At 43.8% G+C, this 13,620-nt stretch carries 11 protein-coding genes; 6 read left to right on the top strand and 5 right to left on the bottom strand.

Translation table 11 applies throughout. The features are described from left to right. Positions 1-125 precede the first annotated feature (125 nt). Positions 126-1,415, top strand: coding sequence for a phosphopyruvate hydratase (eno, locus tag CAL7507_RS10210; RefSeq protein WP_015128388.1), 1,290 nt, complete (start codon positions 126-128; stop codon positions 1,413-1,415). A gap of 179 nt (positions 1,416-1,594) precedes the next feature. On the opposite strand, the gene argC is transcribed toward eno, so the two are convergent. Then, positions 1,595-2,653 carry an N-acetyl-gamma-glutamyl-phosphate reductase gene (gene argC, locus CAL7507_RS10205; protein WP_015128387.1) on the bottom strand — a complete coding sequence of 353 codons (1,059 nt, stop codon included), beginning with the start codon at positions 2,651-2,653 and terminating at the stop codon, positions 1,595-1,597. Positions 2,654-3,095: 442 nt separating this feature from the next. Here argC and ribBA point away from each other — a divergent pair, with 442 nt between their 5' ends. After that, positions 3,096-4,853, top strand: a complete 1,758-nt coding sequence (ribBA, locus tag CAL7507_RS10200; RefSeq protein WP_015128386.1) for a bifunctional 3,4-dihydroxy-2-butanone-4-phosphate synthase/GTP cyclohydrolase II — start codon at positions 3,096-3,098, stop codon at positions 4,851-4,853. A 77-nt stretch (positions 4,854-4,930) separates the two neighbouring features. Here ribBA and CAL7507_RS10195 read toward each other — a convergent pair whose 3' ends face one another. Both CAL7507_RS10195 and CAL7507_RS10190 read right to left on the bottom strand, forming a co-directional pair. Next, complete coding sequence (locus tag CAL7507_RS10195) at positions 4,931-5,818, bottom strand: peptidoglycan recognition family protein (RefSeq protein WP_015128385.1); 888 nt, start codon at positions 5,816-5,818, stop codon at positions 4,931-4,933. Between the two features lie 326 nt (positions 5,819-6,144). Then, positions 6,145-6,636 carry a hypothetical protein gene (locus CAL7507_RS10190; RefSeq protein WP_015128384.1) on the bottom strand — a complete coding sequence of 164 codons (492 nt, stop codon included), beginning with the start codon at positions 6,634-6,636 and terminating at the stop codon, positions 6,145-6,147. A 155-nt stretch (positions 6,637-6,791) separates the two neighbouring features. Between CAL7507_RS10190 and CAL7507_RS10185 the strand changes: the two genes are divergently transcribed. Then, positions 6,792-7,025, top strand: a complete 234-nt coding sequence (locus CAL7507_RS10185) for a hypothetical protein (RefSeq protein WP_015128383.1) — start codon at positions 6,792-6,794, stop codon at positions 7,023-7,025. Here the strand turns inward: CAL7507_RS10185 and CAL7507_RS10180 are convergent. Continuing rightward, complete coding sequence (locus CAL7507_RS10180; protein WP_015128382.1) at positions 7,015-8,397, bottom strand: aminopeptidase P family protein; 1,383 nt, start codon at positions 8,395-8,397, stop codon at positions 7,015-7,017. The two genes, CAL7507_RS10185 and CAL7507_RS10180, sit on opposite strands and share 11 nt — an antisense overlap. A 420-nt stretch (positions 8,398-8,817) precedes the next feature. Between CAL7507_RS10180 and CAL7507_RS10175 the strand changes: the two genes are divergently transcribed. Continuing rightward, on the top strand, positions 8,818-9,786 hold the full coding sequence (locus CAL7507_RS10175; RefSeq protein ID WP_015128381.1) for a glycosyltransferase family 2 protein: 969 nt from the start codon (positions 8,818-8,820) through the stop codon (positions 9,784-9,786). Positions 9,787-9,961: 175 nt separating this feature from the next. Then, the gene (locus tag CAL7507_RS10170; protein WP_015128380.1) at positions 9,962-10,657 is read left to right on the top strand and encodes a response regulator transcription factor; all 696 of its coding nucleotides are present in this window, start codon (positions 9,962-9,964) and stop codon (positions 10,655-10,657) included. Between the two features lie 1,044 nt (positions 10,658-11,701). On the opposite strand, the gene CAL7507_RS10165 is transcribed toward CAL7507_RS10170, so the two are convergent. After that, the gene (locus tag CAL7507_RS10165) at positions 11,702-11,983 is read right to left on the bottom strand and encodes an Npun_R1517 family heterocyst differentiation transcriptional regulator (RefSeq protein WP_015128379.1); all 282 of its coding nucleotides are present in this window, start codon (positions 11,981-11,983) and stop codon (positions 11,702-11,704) included. A 756-nt stretch (positions 11,984-12,739) separates the two neighbouring features. On the opposite strand from CAL7507_RS10165, the gene CAL7507_RS10160 reads away from it, so the two are divergent. Beyond that, positions 12,740-13,099 (top strand): NAD(P)H-quinone oxidoreductase subunit M, encoded by a 360-nt coding sequence (locus tag CAL7507_RS10160; RefSeq protein WP_015128378.1) that lies wholly within the window; start codon positions 12,740-12,742, stop codon positions 13,097-13,099. The last annotated feature ends 521 nt before the right edge of the window (positions 13,100-13,620 follow it).

Here is a 13,620-nt window from a genome sequence, read left to right as displayed (position 1 = left end):
CTTGTTTAATCTCAGCGGAGATAGTCCCGTAAGCGCCTATGCTAGCGATTGGGTGAAGCCACTGCACTATATGCAATCAACCGTAGGAACATACTCTTACACAGGAAACAGAGGAGAAAAAACAGATGAGTAACATTCTAGATACTGCAATTGTTGCGATCGCAGCGCGTGAAATTCTTGACTCACGCGGTAGACCAACTATTGAAGCCGAGGTGCATTTAGCCAACGGTGTTGTGGGACTAGCACAGGTTCCCAGTGGTGCCTCTACGGGCACTTTTGAAGCCCATGAATTGCGGGATGGGGATAAAAGCCGTTATGGAGGTAAAGGGGTACTCAAGGCGGTGCAAAACGTCAAAGAGATACTAGCCCCAAAATTGTTAAATTTGGATGTCCTTAACCAAGAATTGCTAGATAGGACAATGATCGCCCTGGATGGTTCAGGTAACAAATCCAATTTGGGTGCTAACGCAATTTTGGCGGTTTCCTTAGCAGCAGCTAAAGCAGGTGCCGAGTCTTTGGCAATTCCCCTATATCGCTATTTGGGTGGGCCTTTAGCGAATTTGTTACCCGTACCATTGATGAACGTCATCAACGGTGGTGCCCATGCCTCAAATAACGTAGATTTCCAAGAATTTATGATTGTCCCCATTGGCGCGCCTTCTTTCAAAGAAGCACTGCGCTGGGGTGCGGAGGTGTTCGCTACTCTGAGCAAAGTCTTAGACGACAAGGGTTTATTGACTGGTGTGGGTGATGAAGGTGGCTTTGCCCCTAATCTAGAGTCTAACCAGGTAGCTTTGGAATTACTAGTTGCTGCCATTGACAAGGCTGGTTATAAGCCAGGGGAAGAAGTAGCTTTAGCCTTAGACGTAGCAGCTAGTGAGTTTTACAAGGACGGACAGTATGTCTACGATGGTAAGCCTCATGCCCCCGCTGAGTTTATTAATTATTTAGGACAATTGGTTGACCAATACCCGATTGTGTCGATTGAGGATGGCTTGCATGAAGAAGATTGGCAAAGCTGGGAATTGATTACCCAGAAACTTGGTTCAAGGGTGCAGTTGGTAGGGGATGACTTGTTTGTGACAAACGCCACTCGCTTACAAAAAGGCATTGAGCAAAAAGCCGCTAACTCTATTTTGATTAAGCTCAATCAAATTGGTTCTTTGACCGAGACTTTAGAAACAATTGACCTAGCAACTCGCAACGGTTTCCGGTCAGTAATTAGCCATCGTTCCGGCGAAACCGAAGATACCACCATCGCTGATTTAGCAGTAGCGACTCGTGCAGGTCAAATCAAAACTGGTTCCCTCTGTCGAAGCGAACGGGTAGCTAAATACAACCGTTTGCTGCGAATTGAGGATGAATTAGGTTCCCGCGCCGTTTACGCCGGTGCTGTCGGTTTAGGGCCGAAGTAAGGCAGGGAGGGGGCAGGGGGCAAGGGGAGATGAGGGAGCAGGGGGAGATGAGGGAGGAAAATAATAACCTATTGCCTATTGCCTATTGCCCCCAATCCCCAATCCCCAATCCCCAGTCCCCAGTCCCCAATCCCCAGTCCCCAATCCCCAATCCCCAATCCCCAATCCCCAGTCCCCCATTACGGATAAAACCCCAATCTGGGCAACCCTAATGTTTCATCCCAGCCCATCATGAGGTTTAAACACTGAATCGCTTGACCTGCTTGTCCTTTGACGAGGTTATCAATAGCCGATATGACAATCACACGACCAGTCCGCGGATCAACCTCTATGCCAATGTAACAAATATTACTACCGTTAGCCCAATTTGTTTGGGGGTAAACGCCACTTTCACAAACTTTTACCCAAGGGGAGTTGCGATAAAAGGCTGTGTAAATTGTGAGTAAGTCATCTCGGACTAGACCTGGATCGCGCAGTGTAGCGTATACAGTTGCTAAAATCCCGCGCACCATAGGAATGAGGTGTGGTGTAAATTGAACTGTGACTTCGTGCCCGGCAAGAAAGCTACAAACCTGCTCAATTTCCGGGGTATGACGGTGACGAGCGACACCGTAGGCTGCTAGAGAGTTGTCAGCTTCAGCTAGCAACGAATTGGCTTTAGGTTGCCTTCTGCTGCCAGATGTGCCGGACTTGGCATCAATAATGGCGGTTTCAGGCACAATTAAGCCTTGCTTCAGGAGTGGTGAAAGTGCTAAAAGACTAGCGGTGGGATAACATCCTGGACAACCAACTAGCTGTGCTTCACTGATGCGATCGCGGTAAAGTTCTGGTAATCCATAGACTGCTGTCGCTGCTGTGGCGCGATCGCTTCTCTCGATCCCATACCATGTGGTGTATGTTGCTAAATCACTAAACCGATAGTCCGCACTCAAATCCAGAACTTTACATCCTTTCTCTAAGAGTTTGGGCGCGATTTGGCAAGCTAGACCATTTGGTAAACACAGAAACACAACTTCACAGCGATTAGCAATGACTTCTGGCTCTATCGCCTCGATGAGTAATTTAACTGCATGAGCCAGATGCGGATAAAGATCCGCAAATGGTCTGCCTATACTACTTTCACCACCTAAATAAACAAGTTCGACTTCCGGATGATCCATCAATAGTCGCACTAGCTGCACTCCGCCATAGCCTGACGCGCCAACAATCCCAACGGGTACGCGTCTAAATTTGCCCATGATTATGAAATCCTTATCCGATGATTGTTTAATTATTTATCAGCTATCAACATATCAGTGACCAAGTCCCTTCAGGAGGGAAAGAATAGCCTCGCAGATAAAGGATACTAGCAACTAAATTTATGACCAAAAATAAATATTTGAGACATTACCGCTGCTCTTCCTCCTGTTGAAGACGCTCTTGCTACCTTATGGGTACAGATGACGCGCTCCTTAGTCGCTAACGGATGATTGCAATCAACGGGAACTGTGCTTGTCTCTAACCCCCTCACTATGATGTCTCAATGCGTCCTTACTAAGTATGGCGATTAATAGTTCCTCAATCCCCAAAAATTTTGTCATGTCAACAAATCATTGCTAGTGTACTCTCTGCCTAATAAACGAGCTACAATCTAAAAAGAAGAAATTGTTAAAAAAATTAACTTTTGATTGGAAACTCTCTGTGTCAAAGCCTAAGACTAGACAGAAGTCTCACTCCACTCCCCTCAACTCTGGCGAGCAAGCGGATCTTGTAGGGGAAGGAGTCAACAGTGCTGACTCCTCGACCGCAACTTTTCAATTTGATTCGATTGATGCTGCTTTGGCAGACCTGAAAGCCGGACGCACTATCGTAGTAGTAGATGACGAAAATCGAGAAAATGAAGGTGACTTGATTTGTGCTGCTCAATTTGCCACCCCCGACACCATAAATTTTATGGCGGTGGAAGCGAGGGGGCTAATTTGTCTAGCGATGACAGGCGATCGCCTGGATGAACTAGACTTACCACTGATGGTGAGCAACATTACAGACACTAACCAGACTGCTTTCACCGTTAGTATTGACGCGGGGCCGGAATTAGGTGTAAGTACAGGCATCTCCGCAGACGATCGCGCCCGTACTATTCAAGTAGCTCTCAACCCAGCGACAAAACCCACCGATTTGCGCCGTCCTGGTCATATTTTCCCGATTCGAGCCAAGGCTGGAGGCGTACTCAAACGCGCCGGACATACAGAGGCTGCTGTTGATTTATCTCGACTAGCAGGGCTATACCCAGCTGGGGTAATTTGTGAAATTCAAAACCCTGATGGTTCAATGGCAAGGTTGCCTCAATTAATCAAGTATGCCAAGAATCACAAACTAAAAATTATTAGTATTGCGGATTTAATTAGTTATCGCCTACAGCACGATCGCCTGGTTATCCGCGAAAGCATTGCCGAATTACCAACCCAATTCGGTCATTTCAAAATCTACGCTTATCGCCACACAGTAGATAATTCTGAACATGTAGCAATTGTTAAAGGAGATCCCGCTAATTTTGTTGATGAACCAGTCATAGTGCGGATGCACTCAGAATGTTTGACTGGTGATGCTTTGGGTTCTTTGCGCTGCGACTGTCGGATGCAACTGCAATCGGCACTAAAAATGATTGAAAATGCTGGTCAAGGTATCGTCGTTTACCTGCGTCAAGAAGGGCGAGGGATTGGCTTGGTTAATAAACTAAAAGCCTACTCTTTGCAGGATATGGGGCTGGATACAGTAGAGGCGAATGAGCGCTTAGGATTTCCTGCTGACTTGCGAGACTACGGTATGGGCGCACAAATGCTCATGGACTTGGGTGTAAAGAAAATTCGCTTGATTACTAATAATCCCCGTAAAATTGCTGGGGTCAAAGGCTACGGTTTGGAAGTTGTCGATCGCCTACCACTGCTGATTGAAGCGAATGATCACAATTCTTATTACCTAGCTACCAAGGCGAAAAAGCTGGGTCACATGCTGTTACAAACTTATCTAGTGACAGTGGCGATTCATTGGCAAGATGACCCGCAATTGGTGACAAAGCGCTATGAGCGTTTAGAAAAACTGCGACATTTCGCCAAAACTCATGATTTATTATTACAAGAAGAAGCACGTCCGTTAGCGATCGCTCTATTTGATAAACCATCTTTGACGGTACACTTAGGTTTTGATCAACCAAAAGTTGCTGCCTGTGATTGGTACAAGCAGAGTGGCCATCCTTACTTAGAAGCCATCTTCCAGATTTTGGACGATCTAGCCACGTTACCTTACATGCAGAAGCTAGAATTTCTGATTTCTGCTGGTTGCGATCCCCTAAGCAATTTGCAAGTCCAGCTAGATCGCCAGACTTTCTCTATGGATACACTACCATCATCAATCAGCGATCGCCTGGAGAAGCAGCAAATCTACAGCTTTAGCAAGTAGTTGAGGTAATTGGGGATTGAGGATTTATCATTCTCCCCACCTCAACGAAAAGATCAAATTTTCTAGGCAACATAACATTATTGTTGTGCCCGATTAATTGGTACAGCTTGACGAAAAGCACGCATTAAGTTTAAGAACTTGTTGGCGTCAAAACTTAGTGGGTCAACTTTTTTACCTGAGCGGTCTACTGCTTTGTGGGTAGTGAACCGCTCAATCGGAATTTGACTTTGAGCAAGTAACCAAGCTAAGGAATTATACTGTGCTTCTGTGTAACCGCTATGACTTTGGATATTGTTAATTCCCCAAGCATCTGGAGGCGTTTCTAGAGAAACGTGATAAGCAAAATTATTCACAGACGGCGGTAAACCGGGATTAGTCTGCACAGTCTCAGTACCCTTAGAACCCACAAAAACTGAGTTACCAGCCCCAAAGGCTCGCTTATCTGGTGGGACTAGATACACAACTGTCCCATCTAGCTTAATCAAAGAATGATAACTTGCTTGAACACTTTCATCAGTATGAGGCGTTTGAAAAAAATTAACAGCACTTGAGGCTGAATTACTAGTTTCATGAATCACTACAATCGGTTCATTGTTGAGAGGTAAGCCATTAGCATCTCTACCATACCGCTCCCCATAGTTGCTGGGGTCTACCTTGGCAATTTCATATCTAGGTCTATACTGTGCAAAAGCTGTAGTAGTTCTATACCTAACTGTAGGTTGATTATTTTTAACTGGAGATTTAGGTTTGACTGGGGATTTAGGGACTTTTTTCGCTTCCCTATCTTGAGTTTTTGCTGATTGGAATTGCACTGGTGGATATTGACTCCAGTCCATAGCCCCTGGATTTGATGTTGCTATCTGATTTTGCAGTTTTGCGGCTTCCCCAATAAATAGGGCAATTGCTAGACCAATTAACAACATCGAAATTAGTATAATTCTGGTAGCCCAGTCCCTAAACCTCATTGTTTTTTATAGTAAAACGGCTGAAATTAATCTTAATATTTCAATTTTACCGAAAAAAGGATACTAGTATACCTGTGAATATTAAGTAATTACTTGAGGGTGTTCCTCCCTCTGTAGAGCGATGTTGGTGATTAATGAAAGGCAATAGGCAATAAGGACAAGGATTCCACGCCACTTACGGGCGGGGTGAAACTGCAACTGCAATATATTGATTTTTTTGCTTAAAGCCTCGACTCCGCTTGGCTTTAACCCTGAGCGAAGTCGAAGGGTTAACTTCGTACGGGGGCTATTTATTCCACTGTTGCCTTTGATTTCTGAATATTGTTTTATGATCGCGTTGCTGCTGGTTTTGAACGCTGTTGTTGGTAAAAACGGACAACTTTTTGCACATACTCAGCGGTGAAGCCTTTGTCACAACCTTTATAGCTACCAGTCATCCACCAACAAGCTGCGCCGCGTACGGATGCAATTTCATTATTGTTGGTGGCGCGGAATTGATTAGTTAATTCACGACGGGTAATGCAGGATACAACTTGGCGGGCGATCGCCGGGTTATTTTCAAACTCTGTAGGTGTTAGCGTTTTTTTGAGACAAGTTTTTGACCAACCTTTAAGGGTTTCTGGTTTAACCTGCCATTCGCTATAAAATCCACTGTTGGGTTTTTTTGTCTGGGGTGCAGCCTGTCGCAACGCCTCTACCATCGCTGCCACTTGGGTATCAGAAACCGGCTGCTGTTGCTGTGCTTGAGCTAACAATGGTAGTAGTCCTAAACTGACAATAACTCCGCTCAGTAGTAATCTTATGGGGTTTTTGCTCATGAATTTAGAATTATTTTAGATATCACAACTTAAAGATACTATTGCTTTTCAGTTCTAGTTAGCAAGGCATCGTAGACAGATGAAGAGTGATAGCGATCGCTCTTTGGCTATCCCTAAAAGTTAAAATGAAGATGGTATTAACAGGAAAGGTAAAAATGACTGCAAAAGACAGAATTCAAGCTGAAATTAATAATCTAAATGAAGAATATCTAGATGAGCTATATATTTTAATCAAAGATTTTGCCCAATCTAAACAACATCTGTCAAAACCTATTTTTATGCCAAAATTGAAACAAATCAAAATTGATGCACCAGGGGATTTTGCTAGTAATCTAGATTTATATTTAGCTGGGGATTTAGTCTCACGCAAAGGCTCAATTACGAATTAACTAGATTTTCTACACTATCGGCAGTATTTGGTAATGCTGCTGTTAAAATTTCGCTACCTTCTGCGGTAACTAAAACATCATCTTCAATGCGGATTCCTCGGACATCAGCAAATTCAGATAAACGCTGCCAATTCACTACATTCTCATATTTGGAGCGCAGATTAGCATCATTTAAAATTGCTGGTACTTGATAAAAACCCGGTTCAATGGTGACTAGCATTCCTGGACGTAGAGGGCGATTTAAACGCAGGTAGCCTAAGCCAAAGCGATCGCTTCTTTTCCTACCCTCTTCATACCCTGCTAAATCACCCAAGTCTTCCATATCATGGACATCTAAACCGAGTAAATGACCTATACCGTGGGGGAAAAACAAAGCATGGGCATCAATTGCAACTAAATCTTGGGGATTCCCTTGTAAAATGCCTAAGTCTACTAAACCTTCGGCAATGACGGTTGCGGCTAATAGATGAATATCTGCATACTCGATACCGGGGCGAATCTTCGCAATACAAGCATCATGAGCCGCTAGCACCAAATTATAAATATCTCTTTGGGTAGATGAGAATTTGCCGGAAACAGGCCAAGTCCGGGTGACATCAGCAGCCCAACCCGTATCAGTTTCAGCACCGACATCAGCAAGTATTAAATCACCTGGTTGTAATGGATGGTGATAATGCTCGTTATGTAAAACTTCGCCGTGGACAGTGACAATACTGTTATAGGAAGTAGTCATGTTGTGGGAAAGGATCGCACCTTCCATCGCCGCCCGCACTGCTGCTTCTATTTTGGCGTTAAGTGTAGCTGCCATACCAGCTTTGTGGGCGGCTACAGTGACAGCAGCGGCTTGGCGTAACTCAGTTAATGCAGCATCATCGTGGGTGAGGCGTAAGGAAATAACTGCTTTGGCTAAGTCTAAGTCAATTCCTTGGGGTGGATTTTGCGGTAAAACCCATCTATTCAATAGCTGTGACTGCTGTGTCCAAGTAGCTGCATCCTGTACAGCAATGGTGGCTGCACCTTCTACCCAAGACTCTAATTCTGCCATTGGTCTAGCTGCATTCGCCCCAATCTTCTCAGCTATTTCTTCCCGTTTGGGGGTTTCTCCGTGCCAAAGGGCGCTGCTGGGTGCAGGATCATCCATGAATAATACCAAATTGCCTGCTTCTAAGTGAATTGCTACATTTGGTAATGGGAGTCCGGCAAAATACAGGAAGTGACTGCTAGCACGATAAGGAAAGTGATTGGCTGGGAAATTTCGCGGATTACTGCTTCCAGACCACAGAATCACAGGAAAATCAATCAGGGTGGCTAGTTTTTGTCGCCTTTGGCATAGAATATCAACCAGAGAACTAGAAGTTTTTTCGATAACCATAAATAGAAACTTAGCTTTTATTAAAATTGAGTTAGAAAATTTGGGAGAGTCTTTACTGGATTTTACAATTAACGTAAATAGATCTGAGAGGCTGTTCAAAAATCAAATAGTAGTCCTATAGAGGTTTCGACCTATTGTTTACCTGAAGGACTGCCGTCACTATTCTAGGGCAGGGATGATTCATTCCCTCAAAGGCTTTAAAAATAAAGGGTTCAGGACATGAAAAATAAGCAAGGCATTCAATCTTAGGCATCAAAATGGTCAACAATTCATGACTTTTGCCCTAATATTTATCGCCAATGCTATTGACAAAATACATACCTTTTTGGATGAATCAGCCCTGCCTCTCGTAGAAAGGCAATTTTAGGATTTCGGATTGGGAATACTAATTAGTAATCCCAGATCCAAAATCTCAAACTTATGAATCATCAGTCAGTTGATGTAACTGCCAGCAACAGCCTTTTGCCAATGGTGTCGGTAGTTGTGCCTGTCTATAATGGTGAGGCAGATTTACCAGATTTAATTTCTTGTTTGTTGTCTCAAACTTATCCTCAAGACCGGGTAGAGTATTTGTTGGTGGATAATAAAAGTAGCGATCGCACGCTCACACTTCTGCAAACAGCTGCTAAAGTTCACCCCATCACAATTTGTCCCTTAAGCGAAAATCAAATTCAAAGCTCCTACGCAGCCCGCAACACTGGTATTCGTGCTGCTATAGGTGAAGTTGTGGCTTTTACTGACGCTGATTGTCGTCCCCAACCACAATGGCTAGAATCATTAGTCAAGCCTTTAATTAACTCTGAAGTGGTAATTGTTGTAGGTGAAATTACGGGTCTACCAGGTAAAAGCCTGCTAGAACGACAAGCCCAGATCCAAGACACCCTATCACAAAAGCACACTCTGGCTCATCCCTTCTGCGCCTACGGTCAAACTGCTAATTTAGCCATTCGACGCATCGCCTTAGAAAAAGTGGGTTTATTTCGTCCCTATCTGACTACTGGTGGTGATGCAGACATCTGTTGGCGAATTCTCAATGCAAACATTGGACGGCTGGAATTTGCCCCAGATGCCATTGTCCAACATCGTCACCGTGCCACATTCCAGGAACTGGAAAGTCAATGGCGGCGCTATGGGCGCTCAAATCGCTATCTGCACGAACTGCACGGTGTGGATTTAATGCCAAGGCTGACACCGAAAGAATATTGCTATCGTTTGGCGCGTTGGTTAGTCAAAGAAGTGCCTAAAAATAGTCTCAAGGCGATCGCCGGTCAAGCCACTCTTGTAGACTTATTAAATACCCCCATCGCTTTGTTTACTGCCAAAGCACGTTACCGCGGGCAAAGCGATGCCAAGCTTCCAGAAACAGCAAAGATTATTGAATGGCTATAAGGGGCAGGGGGCAGGGAGCAGGGGGCAGGGAGCAGGGAGAGTGGGGAAGAACTACCTCTTGACTCTTGACTCTTGACTTCTTTGATTACCAATTCCCCCACTTCCGTCCTTCGTAATGTTCAATGCCTACAAACTTTCGCTAAATTGGAGGTAGGTAAACTTCAGGAAATTTTCCATGTCAGCACAACTGTTACTGGTAGATGACGAACCGGGATTGCGGGAAGCCGTGAAAGACTATTTACAAGAAAGCGGTTTCAGCGTTCAAGTCGCCAGTAACGCCCGTGAGGGCTGGGATTTGATGCAGCAAAATACACCTGATTTAGTGATTTCTGATGTTATGATGCCCCAGATGGATGGCTATCAATTTCTTAAGCAACTCCGAGAAGATCCCCGGTTCCAAGCGCTCCCGGTAGTATTTTTAACTGCTAAGGGTATGACAGGCGATCGCATCCAGGGTTATCAAGCTGGTGTTGATGCTTATCTACCAAAGCCTTTCGATCCAGATGAATTAATTGCGATCGTGGAAAACTTACTCACTCGTCGCAATGCCAAGTCTCAAACTACAGGTGAAGAGGGCGAAACCCCAGATATTGCTGAACTAGCCCATCAAATTGCTCAAATTAAAGCGCTGTTAACACAACGAAATGCAATTTCTCAATCACCAGCACCTTTTAAAATTGACTTGACTCCCAGAGAACAAAGTGTTTTGAACTTGGTAGCGGAAGGGTTGATGAACAAAGAAATCGCTCGTCGCCTAGAAACTAGTGTCCGTAATGTAGAAAAGTACGTTAGTCGTTTGTTTAGTAAAACTGGTACAAATAGCCGTACAGAGTTAGTTCGGTTTGCTTTAGAACATGGTCTTGCTAAATAGAAGACAAGAGTAGAGACGCGAAATGGGACTGGGCTTCTCTACGAGACGCTATCGCGAACGCCCCGCTCCGCTAACGTAGCGGGACAAAGACAGTGTCTCTACAAGCTCTCTGGTAGCATAAAGTAAGGAAAAAAAAATTCCTACATTCCACCCCATCAAGTGTCACATTTCAGAGCATTTCTGATCTTAAAAAGCTTCAAACTATAGCTATGCAGTAGTTTGAGACAGCTAATAGCGCGCATCACCAAAAGTTCAACTCTCTTTTTAGTCAGAGAAGTTGAGTGAACAGCGAGCTCCTAGAAGATTTAGCTGAGAGCGATTTCCAGTTCAATAGACTACAAAAAAGACTTAACCCCTACTCCTTCCTTGCTAAGAATGAGAGAACTCATAGCAGTTGCCAGGTAGATTAGGACATGAACTAACGAGAAAATACTGGCACCAAGAGACTTTTAAGCTTTTTCCCTGTTCCCTGCTATAAAACTTATCTTCTTCTAGGAGATAGGTTTAAAGAGCAGTCCACACGTGGTTTATTCATTGAAAAACTGCTGTAACCCTGGTAGTTTTATTGCCAATACTCTATACATCAGTAGCAAGAGCCGAATGCGAGTTTTTGCTAGCAAAGCAATTTATCAAACAATAGGGCGATCGCTCAAGATATCAGTTATCAATTCAGAATTATCTGATTTTTGTATATCTATATACTTGAACAGAGACGCTTACTAGTAAATACTTCTGACGATTGAAATAAAACCCTGGTTAGAGGTATTGCTCTCAAACACAAATATTTAAAGACTGTAACCTGCCGTGGTAGTGAGGCATAAATGCATTAGTAGGCACCCAAATATGTCCGTAGTGCAAAGGGTGAGGGCTACTGTAGACGCTTTCTTCGGCTTCTCGGAGATTAAGGAAAGCTCCCAGCCTTGGGGTTAGGTTACACAAGCCAACTCAATGTTAAAACAAATAGGCAAATGGGCAAACTTAAAAACAAATTCACCATAGAGTGCCCGGTTTACGACTTGCCACTACTTAAATTATACAAATTAATTATTGAGTATTATCGACAAAATTACGTAAGCGCATCAGTTGACGTCGCATTTGTGGCGAGGCTTTGAACTCAGAAACTTCTTGGGCTTTCACAGACGCTTGCAGCGTCTCTAGAAAATCATCAGACCCTTCAGTCAAAGCATCTAGCAGCACCTGCAACAGTTGCTCGCGATCGCCCAATAGACTCTTTTCCTCAATCAACCGAAATTTGAGATGTATTTCGCACTCATAAACACCTACTTCGATATTATTTATTTGGCGTGGTAAGGCTTTGGAGTTCATAGTTTTGAGGATTCCTTTACTTGGTGGTCACGAGGGTGAGGAGCTAAATCTCCAGGAAAAATTCTTTATATTTTTTTTGAATCCAAAGTGTTTGAATTAAGAACTTTTCTTCATCCATCACATTTGTATTCCATTTCCCTCTCCTGTGTGTTTTTTTCCAGTTAAACTTTCACTGTCTAGACTGCGGTGTTCCTGTACCAGAGGTAGTTCAGGGAAGCCATAACTATTATTCAGTTTTTAAGATTCTATACAATAAAGTTTCTGTAAGAAGTTGTGCGAGCTTTTTAAAGGTTTTTACATCAACTTTATCTTAACGTCAACAACAGTTAGAGTTTTTACTTAGATTTTGGTAATTTTACGTAAGTAAAAACTCTGAAATTATCTCCCTTGATGAAAGCCAGAAGTAGTTGTACCATAATTACGTATATTTACTAGATGTACGTTATTTTTCACCAAAAAGTTCAGGGGACGTTGAACCAACAAAGTTATTAAAGGCTCAATTTTTGTTCTCAATAATAATGGCTTTTTGCAGAAGTGGGAGATGAGGGAGTGGGGACGGGGAGATAGGAGATAGGAGACATGGGAGATATATTTTTACTTGTTCACTAGTTCCCAGTCCCCAGTCCCCAGTCCCCAATCCCCATTTTTACTTACGCCCGCATCATAAGCTTGATTCCTTATCGTTTTGGGCATTTAAGCTCAAGCATAGCGTCTACAATGATTTCAGTGTAATCAACCCAAATCTTACACCCTTTTATGGACAACCCAACCCTGCTCAAGTCCACAACCCGGCATATCCGCATTTTTGCGGCAGAAATTGACCGGGGTGGCGAACTAGTTCCCAGCAACCAAGTCTTAACGTTAGATGTTGACCCAGACAACGAATTCAACTGGAATGAAGATGCACTGCAAAAGATTTATCGCAAGTTTGATGAACTAGTAGAGGCATCTAGTGGTCAGGATCTGACAGACTACAACTTACGCCGTGTTGGGTCTGACTTGGAACATTATTTGCGATCGCTTCTGCAAAAAGGCGATATCAGTTACAATCTCTCAAGCCGCGTCACTAACTACAGCATGGGACTCCCTCAAGTAGCAGTTGCCGAAAATCAGTAGGCTTAATAGCTAAGAGTTCTAGATTTTGTAACTCTTAATTTCTTAGGGGTCAGGTATTACCCATACGTGTCAACTTAAGACTTGGCGAATATAACTCGCGCGCCACTTGCTACAAGTCGGGGAACCCGCTGTTAGCAGGTGGCTTGGCTACACAGGCAAAGTCCGCGGAGGCGGACTAACACAAAATTAAGGGTTTGAAACCCACCTTCGTGGGTTTTGTTTGTGTAGATGAGCCAGCGCTGTGCGGGGGTTCCCCCCGTTGAGGCGACTGGCGTGCGGTTTCTAACCGCCGATCTCACGTTAAGTTAACACCAATGGGTATTACCTGGCCCCACTAAACCTGAGATAGTGAAATCTTAGTTGATGAAAATTTGTGGCTTCAGGCAGTAGCACTAGATTCAACAGTAGGTCAAGTCTTTGAAGTTAATCGGCTGACTAGTAAAGCAAACTTTAGCTATTGATGGTGAGTTAAGAGGGCGATTGGTTAATTCGTCTCAGGTTGCTGATCAAGAGCTTCCCCA

The organism is Calothrix sp. PCC 7507 (assembly GCF_000316575.1).
Classification (GTDB): domain Bacteria; phylum Cyanobacteriota; class Cyanobacteriia; order Cyanobacteriales; family Nostocaceae; genus Fortiea.
Note: the sequence above shows the minus strand (reverse complement) of the source record. Positions and strands in the feature narration are given on the sequence as shown.